The sequence below is a fragment of the Serratia nevei genome, from assembly GCF_037948395.1.
In the GTDB taxonomy this organism is placed as follows: Bacteria; Pseudomonadota; Gammaproteobacteria; order Enterobacterales; family Enterobacteriaceae; genus Serratia; species Serratia nevei.
Genome location: NZ_CP149940.1, coordinates 498,354 through 520,287 on the forward strand (window position 1 = coordinate 498,354; position 21,934 = coordinate 520,287).

General features: G+C 52.2%; 19 protein-coding genes, 1 tRNA gene and 1 pseudogene. 7 read left to right on the forward strand and 14 right to left on the reverse strand.

The annotated features are described in order from the left end of the window. The first annotated feature begins 150 nt into the window (after nt 1-150). The 3 genes and pseudogenes from V8N38_RS02270 (at nt 151) to V8N38_RS02280 (ending at nt 1,813) form a co-directional block, all read left to right on the forward strand. Nucleotides 151-235 (forward strand) — tRNA-Leu (locus V8N38_RS02270). A gap of 222 nt (nt 236-457) precedes the next feature. Next, nucleotides 458-869, forward strand: a pseudogene (locus tag V8N38_RS02275) (tyrosine-type recombinase/integrase); the annotation flags it as partial. Nucleotides 870-937: 68 nt separating this feature from the next. Beyond that, nucleotides 938-1,813: a phosphorothioated DNA-binding restriction endonuclease gene (locus V8N38_RS02280; RefSeq protein WP_147839689.1), complete on the forward strand. Its 876-nt coding sequence runs from the start codon at nt 938-940 to the stop codon at nt 1,811-1,813. A gap of 77 nt (nt 1,814-1,890) precedes the next feature. On the opposite strand, the gene V8N38_RS02285 is transcribed toward V8N38_RS02280, so the two are convergent. The 8 genes from V8N38_RS02285 to V8N38_RS02320 all read right to left on the reverse strand — a co-directional run bounded on the left by V8N38_RS02285 (nt 1,891) and on the right by V8N38_RS02320 (nt 12,657). After that, nucleotides 1,891-2,856 carry a 5'-nucleotidase gene (locus V8N38_RS02285; protein ID WP_141971215.1) on the reverse strand — a complete coding sequence of 322 codons (966 nt, stop codon included), beginning with the start codon at nt 2,854-2,856 and terminating at the stop codon, nt 1,891-1,893. Nucleotides 2,857-2,974: 118 nt separating this feature from the next. Beyond that, on the reverse strand, nt 2,975-3,523 hold the full coding sequence (locus V8N38_RS02290) for a hypothetical protein (RefSeq protein WP_141971213.1): 549 nt from the start codon (nt 3,521-3,523) through the stop codon (nt 2,975-2,977). A gap of 56 nt (nt 3,524-3,579) precedes the next feature. Next, nucleotides 3,580-4,701 carry a restriction endonuclease subunit S gene (locus V8N38_RS02295; RefSeq protein ID WP_147839690.1) on the reverse strand — a complete coding sequence of 374 codons (1,122 nt, stop codon included), beginning with the start codon at nt 4,699-4,701 and terminating at the stop codon, nt 3,580-3,582. Next, on the reverse strand, nt 4,698-6,332 hold the full coding sequence (locus V8N38_RS02300; protein WP_147839691.1) for a type I restriction-modification system subunit M: 1,635 nt from the start codon (nt 6,330-6,332) through the stop codon (nt 4,698-4,700). The genes V8N38_RS02295 and V8N38_RS02300 overlap by 4 nt, the downstream gene beginning before the upstream one ends. A 63-nt stretch (nt 6,333-6,395) precedes the next feature. Next, nucleotides 6,396-9,809: a DEAD/DEAH box helicase family protein gene (locus V8N38_RS02305; protein ID WP_147839692.1), complete on the reverse strand. Its 3,414-nt coding sequence runs from the start codon at nt 9,807-9,809 to the stop codon at nt 6,396-6,398. Between the two features lie 172 nt (nt 9,810-9,981). After that, nucleotides 9,982-10,899 carry a restriction endonuclease gene (locus tag V8N38_RS02310; protein WP_102985521.1) on the reverse strand — a complete coding sequence of 306 codons (918 nt, stop codon included), beginning with the start codon at nt 10,897-10,899 and terminating at the stop codon, nt 9,982-9,984. Nucleotides 10,900-10,990: 91 nt separating this feature from the next. Further along, nucleotides 10,991-12,109 carry an HNH endonuclease signature motif containing protein gene (locus tag V8N38_RS02315; protein ID WP_102985520.1) on the reverse strand — a complete coding sequence of 373 codons (1,119 nt, stop codon included), beginning with the start codon at nt 12,107-12,109 and terminating at the stop codon, nt 10,991-10,993. A 230-nt stretch (nt 12,110-12,339) separates the two neighbouring features. Beyond that, nucleotides 12,340-12,657 (reverse strand): hypothetical protein, encoded by a 318-nt coding sequence (locus V8N38_RS02320; protein WP_102985519.1) that lies wholly within the window; start codon nt 12,655-12,657, stop codon nt 12,340-12,342. A gap of 407 nt (nt 12,658-13,064) precedes the next feature. Between V8N38_RS02320 and V8N38_RS02325 the strand changes: the two genes are divergently transcribed. From V8N38_RS02325 to V8N38_RS02340, 4 genes are all read left to right on the forward strand, one after another. Further along, nucleotides 13,065-13,478, forward strand: a complete 414-nt coding sequence (locus V8N38_RS02325) for a putative T6SS immunity periplasmic lipoprotein (RefSeq protein ID WP_102985600.1) — start codon at nt 13,065-13,067, stop codon at nt 13,476-13,478. A gap of 149 nt (nt 13,479-13,627) precedes the next feature. Then, nucleotides 13,628-14,455 (forward strand): RNase A-like domain-containing protein, encoded by an 828-nt coding sequence (locus V8N38_RS02330; protein ID WP_147839693.1) that lies wholly within the window; start codon nt 13,628-13,630, stop codon nt 14,453-14,455. 4 nt (nt 14,456-14,459) lie between these two features. Continuing rightward, nucleotides 14,460-14,747, forward strand: coding sequence for a contact-dependent growth inhibition system immunity protein (locus V8N38_RS02335; protein ID WP_102985518.1), 288 nt, complete (start codon nt 14,460-14,462; stop codon nt 14,745-14,747). After that, the gene (locus tag V8N38_RS02340) at nt 14,744-15,076 is read left to right on the forward strand and encodes a contact-dependent growth inhibition system immunity protein (RefSeq protein ID WP_102985517.1); all 333 of its coding nucleotides are present in this window, start codon (nt 14,744-14,746) and stop codon (nt 15,074-15,076) included. The genes V8N38_RS02335 and V8N38_RS02340 overlap by 4 nt, the downstream gene beginning before the upstream one ends. A gap of 39 nt (nt 15,077-15,115) precedes the next feature. Here V8N38_RS02340 and yjiA read toward each other — a convergent pair whose 3' ends face one another. The 6 genes from yjiA to V8N38_RS02370 all read right to left on the reverse strand — a co-directional run bounded on the left by yjiA (nt 15,116) and on the right by V8N38_RS02370 (nt 21,460). Beyond that, nucleotides 15,116-16,078 (reverse strand): GTPase, encoded by a 963-nt coding sequence (gene yjiA / locus V8N38_RS02345; RefSeq protein WP_102985516.1) that lies wholly within the window; start codon nt 16,076-16,078, stop codon nt 15,116-15,118. A gap of 21 nt (nt 16,079-16,099) precedes the next feature. Continuing rightward, entirely contained in the window at nt 16,100-16,303 is a 204-nt protein-coding gene (locus tag V8N38_RS02350) for a YbdD/YjiX family protein (protein WP_004953088.1), read from the reverse strand. A gap of 218 nt (nt 16,304-16,521) precedes the next feature. Further along, nucleotides 16,522-18,702: a carbon starvation CstA family protein gene (locus tag V8N38_RS02355; RefSeq protein ID WP_033648584.1), complete on the reverse strand. Its 2,181-nt coding sequence runs from the start codon at nt 18,700-18,702 to the stop codon at nt 16,522-16,524. A 261-nt stretch (nt 18,703-18,963) separates the two neighbouring features. Then, complete coding sequence (locus V8N38_RS02360; protein WP_038878288.1) at nt 18,964-19,848, reverse strand: LysR family transcriptional regulator; 885 nt, start codon at nt 19,846-19,848, stop codon at nt 18,964-18,966. Nucleotides 19,849-19,875: 27 nt separating this feature from the next. Continuing rightward, nucleotides 19,876-20,568, reverse strand: coding sequence for an MgtC/SapB family protein (locus V8N38_RS02365; RefSeq protein WP_147839694.1), 693 nt, complete (start codon nt 20,566-20,568; stop codon nt 19,876-19,878). Nucleotides 20,569-20,680: 112 nt separating this feature from the next. After that, nucleotides 20,681-21,460, reverse strand: coding sequence for an ABC transporter ATP-binding protein (locus tag V8N38_RS02370; RefSeq protein WP_084826908.1), 780 nt, complete (start codon nt 21,458-21,460; stop codon nt 20,681-20,683). Nucleotides 21,461-21,934: the final 474 nt, after the last annotated feature.

The following is a 21,934-nucleotide window of genomic DNA, read 5'->3' on the forward strand; positions in this document are numbered from 1 at the left end:
GGGTTGTGAAGGGCGCGCAGAGAGAAGGCGGGGCGGGCAAACGCACGTTGCGGCGGTTTTTTCGACACTTAACTCATTGAACAACGGATAAGTGTTGCGTGCTGGTCGCGGGAAGGTATAATTCACCCGTTTTCCGCATACTACTTCAGTGCCGAAGTGGCGAAATCGGTAGACGCAGTTGATTCAAAATCAACCGTAGAGATACGTGCCGGTTCGAGTCCGGCCTTCGGCACCATTAAGTACCGCGCGAACAAGAAGCCACCGAGAGGTGGTTTTTTTGTGCCTGGAATCCAGTATCTGCAAGGCTTTCTTCGCCTTTTCACTCAACCTAACTCAATTCTGACTCAATCTGCATCAACTTACTGGTGCGGGTACAACTGGAGGCATATCCCGGTTCTATAATGTTTGTACCAACGGGGGACATAAGCATGGCGTTAACAGAGATCAAAGTCTGTATAAGGCCATAGAAATGTCTGAACGTCTTGAAGTTGCAGCCTGGCTTCAACAGCGTGCCACAGCTATTATGCGTTATATAGTGCAGAGCGGACTGGTTGATTATAATCCTGCGCAGAAGAGGATAGGGGCAGTTGCTTCTGGAAATAGACAATGTCGTTCGGCTTTGGAGCTAAAGTACATCCCTGAGTTATTAAAGAAAATAAATGGTTATACTGGTAGACCACTTACCGCTGGGCTGCGTAACTCACTCTACTTATCTTTATTCGTTCCAGTGAGCTGCGTTTGGCTCGCTGGTCAGGGATAGATTTTGAAACGTCAATGTGGATGACCCCTTCTGAACGAGAGCCTATATCTGGCGTGAGACATTCTCACCGGGATCAAAAATTCGTACACCTCATCTGGTGCCGCTTTCATAATGCCTTGAATGTACATATAGTTGCGAGCATCATCGCAAACATGTGCTCATGGATTCTTCAATGCAATGACCTCTGACAAAACCCTAAAGCAAGCGATATCAAATATTACTATTTGGCGCAAAGGCGAACAGCGTGCGCCACATAAGCCTTTATTGCTGCTGCACGTCCTCTCACACTATCGGCAGGATCATGAGCGCCTGTTTAACTATGGCTCTGAAATCTACGAGCCCCTGTTGGATCTCCTGGAACGTTATGGACCGCAGCGTCGTGACCAGCGCCCGGACATGCCGTTCTGGCGTCTGAAGGGCGATGGCTTCTGGGAACTACAAAACGCGGAACTGTGCTCAACCAATGGTAGCCGCCAGCCTCCCCGACGTGAACTCATCGAATATAATGTCGCGGGTGGATTTGATGCCGATAATTTTGCGTTGGTGGCAAAAAACCATAGGTTAATTGATACACTGGCGCAGCAGCTTCTGGAGGCGCATTTCCCGGCGAGTATTCAGGAAGACATCGCTGACGAAATGGGTTTTGATATTCGCACCTCTCTCCGTCAACGCGACCCGAAGTTCCGCCAGATGGTGCTACGTGCTTACAATTATCAGTGCACTATCTGCGGCTTTAACATGCGCCACGATAATGCGCCGATTGCTCTGGAAGCTGCCCATATCAGATGGAAGCAGCACCATGGGCCTTGTGAAGTACCTAATGGCCTGGCATTGTGCGCAATCCATCATAAAGCGTTTGATCGTGGTTCGATTGGTTTGGATGAAAATATGCGTGTGATGGTTTCCGGCGCGGTAAATGGTGGTGGGGTGGTACAGCGGCTGTTCTGGGATTTTGCGGGAAAGGCGATTGCGTTGCCACCGGTTAAAGAAAATTATCCGGGCGAGCAGTTTGTGGAATGGCACAGGAAAGAGGTGTTCAGAGGAGAGTATTGATCTGGGGTAGGGGTGTTATTTTGGCTGTGGCATACAAACCATTCAGCCTTGATGACTAAATGGTTTGTCAGCGATAATTACGATGCTTCACGTTCTGCAAGTTCGGAGTTGCTGGCATAAGGGACTTTTCCAGAAGGTACAACCTTTGCCGCCGCGATCAAATGCACATCCTGATCGTCAAAGAAAATGTGTGGTTTAAACGCCTTCAGAACTTTTGTTTTCTCTACACCGCCAAGAAAAAAAGCTTCATCGACATACACCCCCCAGCTTCTCAGTGTTTTAATGACGCGCATTTCCGAAGGGCTGTTTCTGGCTGTCACCAGTGCAATACGGACAGGTGAATACTCAACCCTTGTCGGTAGTCGCTCCTGAAGCTTGGCTATTTTTTTTAGCAAAGTTGCATAGGGCCCTTCAGCCATCGGGATATCTTGCTGCGCATCCTCCAAGGCGTGAAAAGCGGCCATCCCTTGAGTTTTATAAACTAACTCACTTTCATCAGAGAAAAGCACGGCATCACCATCAAACGCGATACGTACCTGCCCTTCCGGGATATCGGAGGCGTCGGAGGGAGGATCTTTGAGGATTGCAGCGGCGCAGAATCGAGAATCAATAACCTTTTGCGCGTCCTCGACGTTGGTCGTTAAAAACAAATCGACATCAAAGGCATCAAGATAATCGGCAACGGTTTCGCCTGCTGTAAAAGCAGAGCGAGTGATATCGAGTTTGTCATGACGAATTGTATTCAGAACGCGGATACCTGTATCAGGGCTGTTACGCGACATCACAACAACCTCAACCAGCGGCGATTTATCATCCGGCTGGCGGTACCGGTTCAGACCCAGAAGCGCTTTGACTAAGGGATAACCTGTTCCGGGCTGTAAAGGCTGGTTTTCGTGTTCCAGCATGTAGGCTCGATACTTTTCAATAGCACTGTCAGGATCGGTTGCATACGTTTCGCGAAACATGCGGTCGGATTCGCTCATGTCGAAAAGCGCAGTTGCGCTGATGCCAATAACTAAAGTGTTACTTAAATCTAAAGGCATGGTTACTTTCCTGACGTGAAATCACAAGGTTGTAGAAGCAAAGCATCATAACGCAAAGAAAGTATTTCAGCCATTAGAAGAGTTCCACATCAATAAATTATAGCCACTGGGGTTATTTTTACTGATCAACAATATCAAGAATAGATTTACATTTTTCTTTTACATCTAACTTCATGCTTTGGAATTCTTTTTTACCACTTGCTAATTCACCTTCCAACTTATTAATATTGCTTTCATGCTTGGAAATAATATTATGAAGGCAAAATATATTATCTAGCAATAACATTTCTTTATTTGCAATATCAAGAAGATATACTTCATCCGCTGCCACATAAGATATTTTAACGATGCTATAGCTTTCTTTTTTTATACCTATCGCGATTCTTCGCTCATCTGGAAATATCGTTAGAATAGCAAGATGGATTTCTTTTAATGATAAATATTTTCTGTACTCCTGACGCCTACGCTCGTAGTAAGAATCATTTCCATAGTACAAATAGCTAATAAAAATATCACCACTATAACTTTCTGATATATGTGGTTGGTAAGGATTTCCTGCATGAAGCTTAAATGAGTACACACTAATCTCATAGCCATCCTCGACTTTTTCGATTAAAGAATATTCATCAAAACATGTTTCTGTTTTATCTGAGATATATGTACCCATTTGCCCCTCTATGTGTTTAATAATCTCTTGTAATGAATGAGTTATTCTATAAACCATCACTCATTAAATATGAAAAAATCGCCAGTCAAAGCATCGAAGAGTTTTTCAGATTCAGACATTTTATCATATTGTTTTTTCAAAATAGATGCACGGAAATCAACCAATTTGGCAAAAGCAAGTTGTTTATCCAATGGAGGTACAGGTATCCTGAGTGCAGATAAGGTACCTTGGCTAATATTCTGAATATTAGCTCCCTGGCCCCCGCTCAACATTTGCTGTTTCATTGAAGGTGTACGGAAGAGAAAGTTAAGATACTCTGCCGTTATTGCAGATTTTTCTATTCTGTATCGAATGCAAAATCCACTAAATGTGACTTTCTCTTTATTTGGATAAATAGTAAGACATCTTCCGACCAAGGCTTTATTACCATTAGAGCGGACAAAGACGATATCACCATCTTTCAAAAGATAATCATCGGAAGGAAGAGTATTTAATTCAATTTCATCGATATTGTCCATACAGGTAATAGTTGCTAGTGATTTGAAATTGCCAACTCCCAGGCACTTCAGTACCGAGCCTGACTCACCTTTCGTAAAATTCATTCCATTTTTAAATGAACCATATTCTAACAAAGAAGCCACATCCCATTTCTTCGGATTTGCAACAGGATCACCAAACATCTCCAAAAACGTGGCACGCAAAAAATCATCAGCGAGTTTGACAGCTTGCTCACGTTTTTGGCGTATATCATTGGCTTTATCAAGAATAGCTGCAATTCGTTTTTGTTCTAATAACGGAGGGAGAGGAATCTCTACTTTAGTTAAACCCTGGCCAGTAATTTGTGGTTGTGCTGAGCCAGAAATCACATCGTCAAATCCCCGTTTTAGAAAAAAATAGTACAAATACTTGATGTCAACCTTACTTCGGTCTATATCGTCCAATGCCATGGCATTCCCATTAATATATGCCATGGGCTCAGAAATGTGCACATTACCGCAAGTAGCTCCACGGCAAGTAATCATCAACGTTGGGAATTCATGCGTGAATTTAGAATAAAACCCTATTTTCCCATTTGCACCATAAACTGGGTAACCAGATGCAATTAAACTACTGGCAGCTATAGTTTTCCACTGTTTTGGTCTACAAATATCATGAAGTTTCACCATCGGCCAACTCATAGCATCCCCTCCAGCTCATCTAAATCCGCGAGAATTTCTTTCTCCAAGTCCTTCAGCCGCTTCAGTATCACCTTTGGATCTTCATACTCTTCAGCCTGATACACCACTTCTTTATAACGATTAATAGAGAGGTCGTATTTCTGCGCTGCAATATCCTCTTTCGACACCACAAATGCCGCCTGCGTTCGATCTTTAAAATCAACACCAGCAGCAATCCCTTCCGGGTACTGCTGTTTCAGCAACGAGGCAAATTTCTCGCCCATAAAGTTATCTACTGGCAAACCACGCAGAGCACGGTAGTGCTTCCAGCTTGCCAGCAGATGCGGCAGATCGTTGTCTTTTATCGGGTTACGCTTGTCATCCAGGCTGTAGCCATCATTTTGCAGATCGTAGAACCAGACCTCGTCCGTCTGACCGCCTTTGGTAAAGATCAGGATCGCCGTCGCCACACCAGCGTAAGGTTTAAATACGCCGGAAGGCAGATTGATCACCGCTTCTAACTGGTTATCTTCTACCAGCGTTTTACGCAGTGATTGGTGCGCCTTACTGGAGCCAAACAGCACGCCCTGCGGCACGATAGTGGCGCTGCGTCCACCTACTTTCAGCATTTGCAGAATTCGCGCCAGGAACAGCAGCTCAGTTTTCTTGGTTTTCACCATCGCCGACAGCGTGGCGTCGATATCTTCCTCATCTAGTGAACCGGTAAAGGGTGGGTTCGCCAATATCAGGTTGAAAGCATTTTTGCTGGCCTGTGGGAAGTTGGTGCTGAAACTCTGGCTCATGGTGTCCTGATAGTGGATATCCGGCTCTTCCACGCCGTGCATAATCAGGTTCATAGCGGCGATACGCAGCATAGTAGTATCAAAGTCGTAGCCGTGGAACATGTTGTTATCCACATGGTCACGCCACGGCGTCAGCAGATCACCAGTAAAGATTTTTTGCTCTTCCAGCTCACCGCGTTCGTTGCTGCCAATCTCGGTATGAATGGACTCCAGCGAGCTGTATTTTTCCAACAGGTACTCATAGCTGGTCGCCAGAAAACCACCAGTGCCACAGGCCGGATCGCAAATCGTCTCACCACGTGCTGGATTCGGCTCCATCATTTCAACCATTGTGCGGATAATGTGGCGCGGCGTACGGAACTGACCGTTGATCCCGGCGGTGGTTAGCTTGCTTAATAGGTATTCGTAGAGATCGCCTTTGGTGTCGCCACGATCCAGCGGCAGGTTTTTGATCACCTCCACGGCTTTGGTCAGCAGTGACGGTTTAACAATCTCCAGGCGAGCATCTTTCATAAAGTTGCCCAGCAGCGTCACTTTCGTATCTTCAGCTTGCCCAAGCTGACGGAAATGCTGGAATACGCCGTCGCGCACTACTTCCATCATTTCGTCTGAGCCAAGGTTGCTGTAGTGGCTGAAGCGGAACTCCTGCTGCTCAGGCGCAAAGCGTGGTTTAAAATCAACGCCCGCGATTTGTTTACGCTTCTCGTCGCGTTGTTCCTGGGTATCCAGCATCCGGGAGTACATCAGGTAGGTGATCTGTTCGATAACGGTCAGCGGGTTAGTTATGCCGCCTACCCAGAAATCTTCCCACAGGCCGTCGATTTTACTTTTTAAGTCACCGGTGATCATTGTTAACGTCTATACCTTGTTATAAATACAAAAGCCCCGCTGCCGGGGCTTGTCATGTGCGTATTATACCGTCGCTGCGTCGGTCACAACACCCAGCTCTTCGACTATCTTTTGCAGCCGGGCGATCTGCTCTATATCCGGGAACACGCCAGTAACGCCTTCGTTGTGGATATGCGTAAACGGCTGTTCAAAGAGCTGTCGCATTTCAATGGTGCCGTAATCGCGAATGTGGTTTTTCAGCAATGACAGGAAGCGCAGTTGTTGGCTGGTCAAACTGTTGTCAGCGGCGAACTGGGCAAAGCGCACTTCCACCGCGTCGCTGTCCATCCCGATGATGGTACGCAACAGTTTATCCAGGCTGGCGGTTGCCTGCGGATAGAACTCTTTCAACGCACGAATATCAACGTTGGGGTTCTGGATCAGCACCAGCTTTGCCAGCTCATCCAGCTCGCTTTGCGTCACCGGCTCGCCGTTGCGGATTTTCTTCAGCACCGGGTTTTGCTGGAACAGCGGCTCCAGCGCTCCTTGAACCTGCTGACGATAGAGTTTGAAATCAATTGAGCGGATGTTGGTTTTGCGGGTCTCCGTCTGGATCAGGTTCGCATCTTCGGTAATATCCACCTGTATCGAACCAAATTGCGGCGTCGCATCTTTTTCCATCAGGTGCATAATGCCGCGCAAATGAATGCGGATATCCTCCAGCTCTTCCAGGCTAGCTTGCTTCCACCAGCCTAAATCACGAAGCTGATTAATTCGCTCCCCTTGCTGCTGAACCTGTGCCAGATGTGGCGGCAGGCGCTCCACTTTCTCCACGATGACCGGCCAGAGCACATCCAGTTCTTCCGGGTTGGTATAGCGTGCAGTTTGCGCCGCCAGAATATCCATATCAAAGCGCATGGCATCACTTTGCCCGCGCACGTCCAGCCACTGCATCAGTGGGGCCAGGACAGATAGCAGATCCTGCTGTGTCTTCGGGGAAAGCTGGCGCAGCACTTTTTCATCGCTGTACTGCGCTTTTTGCTGCCACTTCTCCTGCACGGCAATCGACTTTTCATCCAGTGCGTTGATCTGCTCACGAAGCTGGTGAGCGACTAAATCCACCGCCTGTTTATCGAACTTACGCTGCGCTGCGGCCCCTAGAGTGATCCATGCCTCGAAACGTTTTTGCGCCAGCGATTTTGTTGCTGTGACTTCGGCCTCTTCGGTATGCAGCTCGTGATACTCAAAATTGCCCCAGTGATCGAAGATACGGAATTTTTGTTTATCCAGCGGTTTGCCGTTGTCATCATAGCCGTACAACCCTGAACAAAGACGCGTACCACGGCCAATCATCTGCCAGAACTTCACTTTCGATTTGACTGGTTTGGCAAAGACCAGATTCACAATCTCCGGGACATCAATACCGGTATCGAGCATGTCAACAGAGATAGCAATGGTCAGCTCTTTGTTGGTGCTTTCATCCAGCCCTTTAAAATCGTCAATCAGTTGCTCGGCACGAGGATCGTAGTTGTCGATAACCTGGCAGAAGCGTCCAGCAAACTGCGGGTACATATCGTCGAACAATTCATTCAACAGCAGCGCGTGTTTGTGGTTACGGGCGAAAATGATGGTTTTACCGGGCAACTGGCCGTCCTGATCTTTCAGGCCATTTTCCATCAGGTTACGCAGAATATAGCGGTTGGTGTCTTTGTTATAAATTGCTTCATCAAGCGCCTTGCCGTCAAATTCCAGCGTATTGGGATCGATACCCTGTTCTTCCAGCTCGCGGATTTGAGCGTCACTTAATCTCTCCCGTTTTATGCCTTCGCGCAGGAATTCTGTGGTATGCGTGACAACCTCATAGGGAACCAGATTGTTATCGGCGATGGCATCTTCCAGGCTGTAGTTGGCGGTAGGGATACGTCCTTCACAACCAAACAGGCCGAAAGTAGTTTTACTCACCATGTCGATCGGCGTGGCCGTCAGGCCAATCTGGAGGGCATCAAAATACTTAAACAGATCGCCGTAGACGTTGTAGATAGAGCGGTGGGATTCATCGGCGATGATCAGATCGAAATAACCGACATCGAAATGGTCCATGATTTTCATCATGCCCGGATAGGTAGCGATGTAGATTCTGGCATTCTGTCTGTCTGCTTTCTTTGATTTCCCGACCACATACAGCGGCTCATTGGTGAACTGATTGAAGGCATTCGCCGCCTGTTTACGCAGCTCTTTACGGTCGCAAAGAAACAGGACGCGTTTTACCCAGCGAGCATCAATCATCAGTTTACTTAGTGCAATTGCCACGCGGGTTTTGCCTGTACCAGTGGCCTGTACAATTAACGATTGTCGGTACTTGTTGGTAAACCGTTCGCTGACGCGGGCAATAGTTTCAAGCTGATACAAACGTCCGGCAACGGCCTTACCTTCGTTGTCTTTGACATGCGGCACACTATTCAGCGGCAGACGGGTTTCACGCTGCTGAATAAGATATTGCAGGCTTTCCTTACAATAGAAGCCAAATACCCGGCGCGGAGGATAGCCATGAGTTTTATGATCGTCCCATAGCCAGACATCGTAGCCGTTGGTGTAGAAAATGACCGGACGCTGACCGTATTCTTTTTCCAGCCAGTCTGCATACAGTCGGGCCTGAATTCGTCCTTGTTCGGCATTGACGCTGGTTTTTTTTGCTTCCACCACTGCCAGCGGTTTATGCGCCTCATCCCACAAGACATAATCCGCATAACCGTCGCCGGTTGCAGTAGGTTGTTCTTTAACCGGGTGTTCCTGCGTAACCTGATCGGTATTCTTAAGTTCTTCACCTACATTCCAGTCAGCAGCAAGCAGACGAGAATCAATCAGGCGGCGGCGGGTTTCCGCTTCATCAATAGAGAGGATATCGGCAACATGCTGGTTACGCGCCCTGGCTTCATTCAGGCGCTGAGTGAGGTGTTCGGCCTTTTCCTGCTCCTGTTGTAATGCGCGTTGTAATGCCAATTCGCGCTCACGGCTTTCATCTTGAGCCCTGATTGCATCTTCCAGACGTTTTTCATCTGCACGACCTGAAGATTGCGTTAACGGAGGGAGAGAAAATTTGGGGCAGTTATCAACATTACCGTGGGCGTAACGAACATATAGCCAGACACCTAATAAATACGCTTCCTTAAGCAGCCAGTAGGTATCTTTGGCCTTGATACGTCCACCGTGCGCGGCGCGGTTGCCGTGTATACGTAGCGCATCCATTTTCATGATGATGGCTTCCGGCATCATGCTGGTAAAGACATCGGCGTTCATTAAATCATACAGATTTGCTTTGATGCCTTCAGGCAGCCGTTCCTGACGATATAACCAACGCACCATCAATTCGGTGTAGTTGCGCAGCTTCACCAGACTGCTTTCCGGGTCGGTGTGAACGTAACGTTCTGCCATACACGCGAGTTCCGCCAGTTCCGGCCACTGGCTGCGCAACATTTCAAAATTGAGAGACTGCTCCATCAATCATCGCCTTATATCGTGGATACAACAGCATTTCTGGAAAGGATATCACATTACTTTTGGCAGCAAAGCGAGAGGGAGTCATAGCTGATTCATCCTAAGACAAATCGATGACTGCTGATCATTTTATTAGTCTCCAAAGCAATTCTTTATTTGAGATTGGACGCACTTATTACTGATCAAAATAATCACTATCCAACTTTGGCACTTTAAGCAACGTCGAACTGACACCCACCTCGTTATCCATCATCAGGTGCACCAATCGGTTACCGTCGATAAGTACCATGCCCTCTACCGATTGCGCGTAGGCAACGGCATGTTTGGTAAAGCCAGACGTCGTGATAAATACCCCTCGTTTGGCCTTTTGTCCCACAAGTGCACCGTAGAAGGCATGCAACTCAGGGCGGCCTACGGTGTTTTGCCAGCGTTTGGCTTGCACATACACTTTTTCTAAGCCGAGCTTGTCTAAAGAAATTACGCCATCAATCCCCGCATCACCGCTGCCTCCGACTCGTTTTAAATCATCGCGGTGGCCGCCGTAGCCTAAACGGTGCAGCACATCCAACACGATAACTTCGAAGCGACCTGGGGATACCTGGCTCAGGTTCTCCAGGAGTTCTGTTGCAACAGCCTCGCGGATCTCTTTGATTGATTGTTCCAGGCGATCGTCTGGGCTGTTTGTTAACATCGCTTCGGTGAGAAGAGGTTCTGTAACCGGGTCCAAATCCACCGCATCACTATTTTGTTGAAGTTTGACGTTGGTATAAGCCAAAGCGAGATGCTCTACTTCTGCTGCAGTGAGCGGGTTTGGATGCTGCTTTAACCAGTCGATGCCTTTGGCGGTTAAGCACCATTTTCCTCTGGATAAGCTGTGCGAGAGCCCTGCACGTTTCAAACGATCGTGAGCCCAGCCGGTACGGTTCTTATAAACCAGTTGGCCGCTGGCAATGGTCTCTGCCCGTTGTTCTTCGTTTAGGCTGAGTATGTCTGCTGCTGCATCTTGCACATCTCGAGCAAGTGCGCCTTCGGGCTTGGTTGCCAAAAAGCGAAGCACTGGCTCGATGAATTGGTCGTAGGTTGGTACTGACATGCTGAGGTTCCCTGTTATTCTTTATTATTCCTATGATACTGCACAAACCTGGTTTTGAAGTTGACAGGTAGCACGCTGTTGCAGGCAACTTTTAACCGATAGCTGCCTCTTTCAACTCCAACTTCACCATCAGCTTCTTGTTCACCTCTTTACCATCCACCCCACTATGAATCCGGCGATGGCAAGTTGGGCAGATGGCGCCCACCCACTGCGGGTGATCGGGGCCTTCGTCGGCTAGGCGCTTGGTGTGGTGAGGTTCGAGGTAGGGCTCGCCGTTCCTTTTCTTGAACGGTGCCGGCTGGTCGCAGGCTTCGCAGATGCCATTGGCGCGCTTGAGCACGTATTTTTTTACGTCTTCGCTGCGTTTGAACCAGGATTTTTTGCTGTCGCTCTGTTGGCGCTGGCCAGATTGCTGTGAGGACTGCAATGCCTTCTTGCGTAACTGTTCGAGCGTCTCTGTCTGCGTATCGGCTTCATCGGTTTCTGGTTCTTCTTCAACCGCATGCAGTGATGAGACTTTGAACAGGTTAAAGGTAATGCCTTGGCGCATGTTATTTTCGAAGTCTAAGCACTGAATGTGATCCCAAGAGTCGCACTCAAACATGCCAAGATAGCGGACGCCTTTTTCTTTCTTGTTGTCTTCGAATAGGAAGATGTCTTTACCGTCTTTTTTATGGTCGCGGATGGATTTATTACCCCGAATAAATTCCATAGGGCCTTTTTGGCCTTCACCCGTATAAGAGAAGCTGCCTTCGGCTGTCCATCCATCTTTGTAGCCGTAGGTTTCGCCGCTTTCTCCGGTGAAGATAAAGATCACCGGGAATTCCCGCGGGGTCCAGATACCGCCTTGCAGCTGCCCGCCGTAAAGCTCGATAAGCGCTTTGCGTGTGTACAGCTTGCCTTCGGTTAAATAGTCAAAAGGATGCGGCGTTTCGACGATCTCAAAATCGAGGTCTTTGAGAAACTGAATGGCTTTTTCCGTTCCGCTATCGGCATTGATTCCTTTAAACGGATAGCAATGCTGCTCACTGTATGCTCTAGCGGCAATGCCTCGGATGTCGTACTTCTCGCCATTATAATGAAGGGTGTATTTTTTAAATCGTTTTATTTCATGTTGTTTTAAGAATTCATCTCGGCCAATTTTTTTATATTCTTCGATGGCTTTTAAAACGGATTCTTTTGAAGATAACGCCTCTATTGCAGTTGCCAAAACCACTCCCTCATATTACCGAGTAGGCTCTGGGCAATGTGCTTGCTGACGAGAGCAGTATGCATCAATACCCAGCAGTTAACTCATCGATTTACCGAATGCGTTAACTATGCCAGGTAGGGGAAGAAATGCCTACCTTGATGAATGCTTTTGTTGTGATATGTCAGTCAGATCTATTGGAAAAACGTGGTTGGGAAGGGCGATGAGCATCGCCCTGATTGCCATTTACGTTAGCCGCAGGTTTCCATCTCTCGCAGTGCCCGCCCATAAAGATTACACAACGCAGGAACCAGATGTGCCGTGGCGTTGAGATAACGATTCAACTGTTCCCAGCCTTCGGCATCTAGCTGTGGGGTCTTTTGCAGTAAATGGCCAAACAGCATCAGGCCGTGGCAAAGCCCTTCCGCCTGCTCGGCAGAGAGTGCGGCCAGGTCTAAAAGTTCTGAAGGGTTAAAAGCGCTGAGATCGAGGTGGTTAAACAGTTGGCGATAAAAGGTGAGGGTGTTGGGGATGGTTTCAGAAGCGTTGGGTAAGTTTGTGTTTTCCATATCGGCTATTTCCATTGGGAGAGAAATACCGCTACCAGAAGAGACGCTAAACTCGGGTGGTAGCTCGAACGGCGTTAGCGTACCGGCCCCAACGGATACCGGCCTTCCCGGAGGAAGCACCGTCCGAGCCACCATTGTTTGGGTGCGCATCGGCATGCTCGAATTTATACCATATTCGAACAGGGTTGGGGGATTCGGAACGCTAACTCCGGCTGTGGATTTTGCCGCAGCGGAAAAACTATAACGTTATCAGTAAAAGGAAAAAATAAGCTGTATGGAATTACAGTTTATTTACTTTTAGGATTGGAATGTACCTCGCAATTCGGCATATCATCTTTGCGTTGAACTATCAGTTATCCATTCATGGATAATATTTCCTCATTAAGATTTATAAATAATGGAATATGATGAAAGCTAATTTCTTGCTGGCCATTGCAGGATCGATATTGTTAAGTGCCTGCACCGGCGATTGTCTCGATCAGCGCTATGCACCGGACATCCCTATCGCCGCCCATGCTAAAGCGAATGGCGACATCTGCATCTATCCGTCACCAAAGGAAAACGAAAGGCAAGGTACGCTCTATCTCAGTGGTGATACGGATGATAAATTGATTGAGGTGGTGAATCAGGATCTGAAAAAGGGCATTTGCGTTACGCAGAACGATTACCCGTTTCAGGAAAATCATATCTACAGCATGAGGCTAAATTTCGTACCGATTGAGAAGCGCAGAAATCTGCAGGATGTCTCCGGCAGGGCCTTTATCGCTCACTTCAAAGTGAAAAGAGTCAATAATCACTTTGCTATCGAAAACATCCAATAACGAGGCGCTCTATTGAAATAACAGTGCTTCAGTATTGACTGAACCTTGCAGATAAGGTGCCGGTTAATTCGGCGTTAACCGTTCCAGTATTTATCCTTTCTAGAGCTTATGTTAATCATACGGCCTTGCTAATTCACGGATGAACGAACATGGCGAATGAAGATGAGTTGCGCATTGCCCTGTCGCCGGTGCAACTTGCGGCGGTGCTGTCTGATGAAAGCGTCACTGAAGGTGAAACGCTCAGTAACCGTCTGCTTGGCGGTTTGGGGCTTGCCGGTGGTGTCGTTGAGCTGATGGGAGCGGGGGTGTTGTGCTATGCGCCGGATCCGACGTTTATCACCAAAGTTGGGTGTGTGGTGGTGGGAACGCATAGCCTGGACAGCATCAAAGCCGCTTCCAATCAGATGATTACCGGGCATCCAACAACGACCGATACTTATCAGTCTGCCGTTTTATTGGCGCAAACATTGGGTGCCGATAGGGAAACGGCCTATAACGTCGGTTTAACGGTCGATATTGCCGTGCCTTTTGTCTTTGCCGGAGTGGTTGGCGCTGCCAGAGTCGCATCCGTGCGCATGGGGCGGGTTAAGCTGATTGAGCACGAGTCCGTTAGCGGTAAATATCCGGGCGGGCACACATTGGCTCGGCATATAAGCATAGCTCCGGAAGCGCTTATTGCCAGGCTAGCCAGGCGCCCGAAACTGATCGCGGCAAGTACCTTCAGATCGGTAAAGGAGGCCGAAAAGTATGTATCTGTCACGGTAAAGGCGAACCGTGCAGATATTGTGAATTGGATGAAGTACGCGTCTCCCGGCAGCCGTTTGAGTGTGTATCACAATTTCACAGAATCAGTAGGTTATGGCGTGTTACGCGGCAGCACTGACGTCTATCAATGTCATCGGGTTGGCGTCGTGATTGAGTTTACCCGCTATAATGGCAAACCTTACTTTATCCTTAGCGCTTTCCCTGCGAGATAAGCCGATGAAAACCAGTGAACTCGATAACCTGATCGTCGTTTATTTTGGTCAAGATTATGACCTGATAAATGCAGAGGGCGATATTACTGCGCTGATCGCAGAGTACATTCGTCTGGCGACTCATCAGCAGCGCGAGGCTTTGGTCAATGAGCTCGATGAGCTACTGGCGCAGGATAATGTGGAGTCCTTATTCAACCAACGTTTCGGTTTTACCTTCAGCCCGGAGCTATGGGGAACCACGGTTTTCGCATTCCTGCAACAGGCCAGAAGTGCTGCGGTGAAAGCGCTTTGAGCACCATCATGATTCGCAATCACTTTAGCGAGCTCAGTAGCTTATTCAGTATTTACTTCGGTCAGGATTATGATCTGTTTACTGATGCCGAAACGGCCGAGGATGTGATTGACGGCTTCCTTGAGCAAAACGGCAGCCAAGTCATCCGCGATATCCTCGAGGAGACTAAAGAGTTTCAGGCCACCTATGCGGGGCGTATAAACGAGGGCATGGCGGAGCATTTTACAGATGAGTTTGTTCCGGAGAGCTGGGGCACTACAGCGGTAGCGTTCTTTACCATGCTGCAATGGAAAACAGAACACAAGCTGGAACAGCTCAAACGAACTTAGGAGTTGGAGCCCTCACAGGCCCCCATATCCCAACCCCGCTTACCCCAACCCTCCAATCCTGCCCCGAATCTCCTCCTCCGGCAGGTTCACACCAATAAATACCAAGGTGCTCCGGCGTTCCTCATCAGGCAGCCATTCCCGATCCCAGTCGGCGTTATACAGCCGCTGTACGCCCTGGAACAGCAGGCGGCGCGGCTCGTCTTCGATAGACAGAATGCCTTTGTAGCGCAGCAGGTTGTCGGCGTATTCCAGCAGCAGGCCTTCCATCACTTCCGATATTTGCATCAGCGGCTGCGGGCGCTCCAGCGTCACGACAATTGAGCGGATGTCGCTCTGCGGCTGCGGGATGCGGCGGAACAGCGGGGCGGGCGGCGTCAGGTTGAGCTTGTCGTTCAGCGTAAAGCCTTCGATGTCGAACAGCACGCTCAGATCGATGTCGCCGTGCGTCACCTTGTAGACCGGCGCGCGGGCGTTCATCCGCTGCAGCCGCTGCATCAGCGCTTCGCAGTCCGGCGCCACGTCGGTTTTGGTCAGCAGGATGCGGTCGGCGTAGCCCACCTGCGCCTGGGCGATGCTGAACTGGCTCAGTTGCTGCTCGGCGTGCGCCGCGTCCACCAGGGTGATGATGCCGTCCAGCAGGAAGCGCTCGCACAGGATCTCGTGCGAGAAAAAGGTCTGGGTAATCGGGCCGGGATCGGCCATGCCGGTGCATTCGATGATCAGCCGGTCGAACGCCAGCTGGCCGCTGTCGACGCCGTCCAGCAGATCCAGCAGCGCGTCTGCCAGTTCGTTGGATTTGCTACAGCAGATGCAGCCGTTGCTCAACGTGGTGATGCGGCTGGCGCGATCGCCGATCAGCGCGTCGTCGATCGGCACTTCGCCGAACTCGTTCTCGATGACCGCGATTTTATAGCCGTGTTCGGCGTTCAGGATATGGCGCAGCAGGGTGGTTTTGCCGGCGCCCAAAAAGCCGGTCAGGATGGTGACTGCGATGGGTTTCATACAGGTCCTTGTGACTGCGGGTTAACAGCAGCGCATGCCGCCTTTGCCGTCGCCGCCGTAGCGCGCTTGCTGGCGCTCGCGGAAAAATTCTTTATAGGTCATCACCGGCTTGTCCGGGTGGTTGTCTTTCATGTGCTGGACGTAGGTATCATAGTCAGGCACGCCCACCAACATGCGCGCCGCCTGCCCGAGATACTTCCCCGCCTGGCCGAGATTTCCGAACATAAGCCTTCTCCAACTTTACCCTGCATCACTACAGCGCTTGTTTAAGCCTGATATTAGGGGAAGCCGGGGGATGGGGTTCCCGCAGGGATGCCCCACCTCCGGGTCGCCCCGGGTATCTCGATTGCATCGCGCCGCACGCCTAGCATCTTGCGATACGCAGGCCGTGCGGCTTTGGGTACTACTTAACGTTTATTATGCAGGGTATCCGTTAAATCACATCAATGCTGGGTCGAAACTTTGACCTCCCCCTCAGTTACGCCGTCGGCGGGCGCGGCCTGCGGCACCGGCACGTAAGGCGTTTCCTGGTCGGTGCGTTTCGGGTTTTTGTGCGCCGCCATCGCGGTTTTCACCCCATAGAAGATGATGCTGTACACCACCAGCAGGAACAGAATGCTCAGCCCGGCGTTGGTGTAGTTGTTCACCACGATGTGGTTCATGTTGGCGATCTGCTGGGCGCTCAGCTCGGCGCCGCCTTCGGCGATCTTGCGCTTGTACTCGCCGGCCAGGAAGAAGAAGCCTTCCAGCTGCGGGTTGTCGCTGAACAGCTTCAGCCCCAGCGCGTAGGTGGTGCAGATCAGCAGCCACACCGCCGGCAGTACGGTCACCCAGATGTATTGGGTGCGCTTCATCTTAATCAGTACCACGGTGCCCAGCACCAGCGCCACGGCGGCCAGCATCTGGTTGGAGATGCCGAACAGCGGCCACAGGCTCTTCACGCCGCCGAGCGGATCCACCACGCCCTGATACAGCAGGTAGCCCCACAGCCCGACGCAGCCGGCGGTGCCGACGATGCCGGCCACCAGCGAGTCGGTTTTCTTCAGGAACGGCACGAAGTTGCCCAGCAGATCCTGCAGCATAAAGCGGCCGGAGCGGGTGCCGGCGTCCAGCGCGGTCAGGATGAACAGCGCCTCGAACAGAATGCCGAAGTGGTACCAGAAGCCCATGTTGGCGCCCGGAATGATCTGGTGGAACACGTGGGCGATGCCCACCGCCAGCGTTGGCGCGCCGCCGGCGCGGTTCAGCACCGAAGGTTCGCCGATGTCGGTGGCGGTCTGCAGGATCTGTTCCGGGCTGATGACGAAGCCCCAGGAGCTGACCGCCGCTGCCGCGTGCACGGTGACGTCCTTCAGCGAAGCCATGATCATCGGCGCGTCTTCGGTGCCCAGGCGGTGCAGATCCGGCATGGTGATGCCCAGCGCCGCCGGCGGGGTGTTCATGGCGAAGTACAGGCCCGGCTCGATGATGGACGCCGCCACCAGCGCCATGATGGCGACGAAGGACTCCATCAGCATCGCGCCGTAGCCGATAAAGCGCGCGTCGGTCTCATTGGCCAGCAGCTTCGGCGTGGTGCCGGAGGCGATCAGCGCATGGAAGCCGGAGACCGCGCCGCAGGCGATGGTGATGAACAGGAACGGGAACAGGGTACCTTTCCACACCGGGCCGGTGCCGTCGACGAACTGGGTGACCGCCGGCATTTTCAGCTCAGGGTTGAGGATCACGATGCCGATCGCCAGCCCGACGATCACGCCGATTTTCAGGAAGGTCGCCAGGTAGTCGCGCGGCGCCAGGATCAGCCACACCGGCAGCAGGGCGGAGACGAACGCGTAGCCGATCAGCGTGAAGGTGATGGTGGTGTCTTTAAAGGTCAGCGCCGGGCCCCAGTACGGGTCGTGCGCCACCACGCCGCCGAACCAGATGGCGGCCACCAGCAGCACGATGCCGATGATTGACACTTCACCCACGCGGCCGGGGCGCAGATAGCGCATGTAGATGCCCATAAACAGCGCGATCGGTACGGTGGAGCAGACGGTGAACACCCCCCACGGGCTTTCCGCCAGCGCTTTCACCACGATCAGCGCCAGCACCGCCAGGATGATGATCATGATCAGGAAGCAGCCAAACAGCGCGATGGTGCCCGGTATCGGCCCCATCTCTTTTTTGATGATCTCACCGAGCGAGGCGCCGTTGCGGCGCGAGGAGATGAACAGCACCATAAAGTCCTGCACCGCCCCCGCCAGCACCACGCCGCCCAGCAGCCACAGCGTGCCGGGCAGGTAGCCGACCTGCGCGGCCAGCACCGGCCCCACCAGCGGCCCGGCGCCGGCGATGGCGGCGAAGTGGTGGCCGAACAGCACGTTCTTGTTGGTCGGCACGTAGTTCAGGCCGTCGTTGTTGACCACCGCCGGGGTGGCGCGGCCGGCGTCCAGCTTCATCACCTTGGTGGCGATGTACAGGCTGTAGTAGCGGTAGGCCACCAGATACACCGCCACCGAAGCGACGACGATCCACAGCGCGCTGATGTGTTCGCCGCGGCGCAGCGCCACCACGCCGAGGCAGGCTGCGCCGAGTATCCCCAGCAGCATCCACGGAATGTGCTTTAAAATCCCCTCTCGTTTCATGAGGTATCCTTAATTCCAGTCTGCAAAATATGAATGAACTCATCCGCTTGTAAGAGATGTCAGAGTGGCGCGGTGAGCCGTAGCGTCTTTCCCGAGGTAAGGCGGGTTTAGGAACAGCTCATCATCGCCGGGGGTAAGGGGGGAAGACAGGCGTATTTCGGTCAGCGGTCAGATTCGCCGGGTGAACGGTTGGATTGGCGGGGTGAGCGGTTGGCGGCCTGAACCAGAGAATCGGCCGCCGGCGGGCGGCAGCCTGTCTCCTCAAACCGTTTGCATGGCCTGCAGCAGGTGGATAAACGCGGCGCTGAGCGGCGGCGTGGCCGGCTCATGGCGGGTAAAGACGTAAAAGCGCGCGCTGATGTCGATCTCGTGCGTCGGGATTTTCTGCAGGTGCAGCTGCGGGGCGTAGTGTGCGACCACCCGATCGCTCAGCAGTGCGATATAGCCTTGCTGCCTGACCAGGCACCAGGTCGCCAGAAAGGAGTCGGTCTCGACGATCTGGCCGTGCGGCGTATAGCGTTCGGCGATCTCGCGGATGGCGGCATGCCCCACCGAGCAGGAGCGCGGCACCACCCATTTGGCCTCGGCCGGCGGCTGCCCGGCTGCGGTAAGATCGCCTCCCTGATAGAGCGAGAAGCGCTCGCTCTTCAGCGCCTGCATGGCCAGATCGGCGCCGCCCGCCGCGCCGTTCAGGCTGCTGACCGCCAAATCCAGCTCGCAGTTTCGCAGCCGGGCCAGCAGGCCTTCCGGGCCGTCTTCCACCACCGTCACCCGGGTATGCGGGTAGCGGCGGTTGAAGCCTTCGAGCACCTGAGGCAGGTAGCACAGCAGCGGATCGACGCTCATCCCCACCCGCAGGCGCTTCTCGCCGTCAGCGCTCAGGCCGCGCAGCTCGTCAAACGCGTTGAGCAACTGATTGGTGGCGGCGTCTATCCGCCGGTAAAACAGCTCGCCGACCGCCGTCAGGCGCACGCCGCGGTTGCTGCGCTCCAGCAGCCGCGCGCCGATGGTCATTTCCAGCTCTTTCAGCACCCGGCTGAGCGTCGGCTGCGAGATGGCCAGCTTTTTCGCGGCCTCGTGCAAGCTTCCACAGTGGACAATGTCTTTGAACATCGTCAGATGCGCCAGCTTTGGCATAGTTTTCATGGTTGATCTCCCTGGAAGTGAAAGGCATCAGCCGGAGCCGGCGATGCGGCTGTAATAGGCCTGTTTCATCATGCTGTCGTTCAGCAATTTATTGATGGTCTGGTCGAGCACCGGCGTGGTGACGGAGGCCGGCATCAGCGTGGCGGTGATCTCCACGTCGTCGTCGCCAAAGGGTTCGATATCCAGATGCGAGATAAAGCAGTTTTCCCCTTGCAGCACCTGTTTGAATTTGGCCAGCGCCTCACGCTGCTCATGCTCGAAGGCAATGACGCAAATCTGGTAGGTAGACTCGCCGTTAACGTCATTGAAGGGCTGTTTGTTGACCATATTGACCAGCGGGCGCAACAGGGTGTTGGCGGCGAGCACGAACAGCGTGGCGGCCAGCGCGTCACCGTACAGGCCGCAGCCGGCGCAGGCGCCGACCGCCGCGGAGCCCCAGAGCGTGGCGGCGGTGTTCAGGCCGCGGATGTTCATCCCTTCCTTCATGATGGCCCCGGCACCGAGAAAGCCGACGCCGGAGACCACGTAGGAAATGACGCGCACCGCGCCGCCGCTGCCGTCGATGGTCATGGCCAGATGGACGAAGATCGCCGCGCTGGTGGCCACCAGCGTGTTGGTGCGCAGCACGGCGGTGCGCTGGCGGAACTGTCTTTCGTAGCCGATGGCCGCGCCCAGGATGGACGCGGTCAGCAGCGTCAGCAGTGTATGAATGAAATGCATGATAATAACTCGATGTATTATCCGCTTATCATGAGCCACCCGTGGTGGGGTAACTCTTGATAAACAGGTAGTTAAGTTGGCGGGGTTCCGTCCCGCCAGTCCAGGGCGGCGCTCAGTGCGCGGCGGCGATCTGCCGGCTGAGCGTCTCGCTGATTTTGTCCGTCAGCGGCTGCATCCCCTCGCGGGTGCGCGCCTCGCGGCGCTGCGTGATGTGATAGCAGCCGTCGAGGGTACCGGCGCCCAGCAGGAGGATGCGGTCAGACATCATCACCGCCTCCTCTACGCTGTGGGTCACCAGCACGATGGAGCGGGTTTTGATCTGGCGCGTGCTCCAGATACGCAGCAGGTCGCTGCGCAGGTGTTCGCCGGTATAGACGTCCAGCGCGGAAAACGGCTCGTCCAGCAACAGCAGCATCGGTTCTACCGCCAGCGCGCGCGCGAAGCCGACCCGCTGGCGCATGCCGCCGGAAAGCTCGCGCGGGTAAGCGTCGCGGTAGGGCGTGAGCCCGACCAGATCGAGCATTTTCAGCGTCTGGGCTTCGACCACCTGAGGCGGCAGATCCTGCGCCTGCAGCCCGAAGGCGATATTTTGGTAAACGTTCAGCCACGGGAAAATGGCGAAGGTCTGGAACACCATGTTGATCTGTGGATTCGGCCCCGAGACTTTTTTATCCCCCAGCATCACGCTGCCCAGATCCGGCGCGATCAGGCCGGAAAGCATGCGCAGCAGGGTGGATTTGCCCGAGCCGGACTGCCCCAAAATGCTGACGACCTCGTTGTCGTAAAGGCGCAAATTGATTTCATTCAGCACCAGACGTTTTTCTTTACCGGTAGGCTGAACGCTTTTGCTGACGTTATTCACCGTCAGCAGCGTGGTTTTTTTTACCATCATGATCCGTATCCACCCAATTAAAATATGAGCATGGAAAAAGGGCCGATATTTATCGCCGGGCAGGCGTAAAATAAATGCGGGTGCAAATAAGCCTGACCGTTATCGGACTGTTAATACGTTTATGCTGGAGGGGTTAGCCCATCGGGCGTGCCGGTGCGGCATGCGCGCAGGCCAGAGGCTGAAGGGTAAAGCGAAGGGATGCTATAACTGACTCATATCCTGACACTTTCAGGATGCAATGGGATGACTATTGCTCCTGTGACCTCAGCGATTCCAACAATAAAATAAACAACCAACTGTCGCCGTCCATATCATTCTCCCGTTATTTTTCGTGTGGCCATAATACGCGTGCCATAGCCTGTTATTCAATGTGGTTACGCCGAATTATGGCGGCAAAATGTAATTTAATATGAATGCGGGAAAGATTTTCTTTATTCATTAAACGGGGCGTAAACAGAAAGTGCCAGAATGAAT

Coding starts and splice junctions, on each gene's coding strand:
- V8N38_RS02280 (WP_147839689.1), top strand. CDS start 938: ATGACCTCTGACAAAACCCTAAAGCAAGCGATATCAAATATTACTATT.
- V8N38_RS02285 (WP_141971215.1), bottom strand. CDS start 2,856: ATGCCTTTAGATTTAAGTAACACTTTAGTTATTGGCATCAGCGCAACT.
- V8N38_RS02290 (WP_141971213.1), bottom strand. CDS start 3,523: ATGGGTACATATATCTCAGATAAAACAGAAACATGTTTTGATGAATAT.
- V8N38_RS02295 (WP_147839690.1), bottom strand. CDS start 4,701: ATGAGTTGGCCGATGGTGAAACTTCATGATATTTGTAGACCAAAACAG.
- V8N38_RS02300 (WP_147839691.1), bottom strand. CDS start 6,332: ATGATCACCGGTGACTTAAAAAGTAAAATCGACGGCCTGTGGGAAGAT.
- V8N38_RS02305 (WP_147839692.1), bottom strand. CDS start 9,809: ATGGAGCAGTCTCTCAATTTTGAAATGTTGCGCAGCCAGTGGCCGGAA.
- V8N38_RS02310 (WP_102985521.1), bottom strand. CDS start 10,899: ATGTCAGTACCAACCTACGACCAATTCATCGAGCCAGTGCTTCGCTTT.
- V8N38_RS02320 (WP_102985519.1), bottom strand. CDS start 12,657: ATGGAAAACACAAACTTACCCAACGCTTCTGAAACCATCCCCAACACC.
- V8N38_RS02325 (WP_102985600.1), top strand. CDS start 13,065: ATGAAAGCTAATTTCTTGCTGGCCATTGCAGGATCGATATTGTTAAGT.
- V8N38_RS02330 (WP_147839693.1), top strand. CDS start 13,628: ATGGCGAATGAAGATGAGTTGCGCATTGCCCTGTCGCCGGTGCAACTT.
- V8N38_RS02335 (WP_102985518.1), top strand. CDS start 14,460: ATGAAAACCAGTGAACTCGATAACCTGATCGTCGTTTATTTTGGTCAA.
- yjiA (WP_102985516.1), bottom strand. CDS start 16,078: ATGAAACCCATCGCAGTCACCATCCTGACCGGCTTTTTGGGCGCCGGC.
- V8N38_RS02350 (WP_004953088.1), bottom strand. CDS start 16,303: ATGTTCGGAAATCTCGGCCAGGCGGGGAAGTATCTCGGGCAGGCGGCG.
- V8N38_RS02355 (WP_033648584.1), bottom strand. CDS start 18,702: ATGAAACGAGAGGGGATTTTAAAGCACATTCCGTGGATGCTGCTGGGG.
- V8N38_RS02360 (WP_038878288.1), bottom strand. CDS start 19,848: ATGAAAACTATGCCAAAGCTGGCGCATCTGACGATGTTCAAAGACATT.
- V8N38_RS02365 (WP_147839694.1), bottom strand. CDS start 20,568: ATGCATTTCATTCATACACTGCTGACGCTGCTGACCGCGTCCATCCTG.
- V8N38_RS02370 (WP_084826908.1), bottom strand. CDS start 21,460: ATGATGGTAAAAAAAACCACGCTGCTGACGGTGAATAACGTCAGCAAA.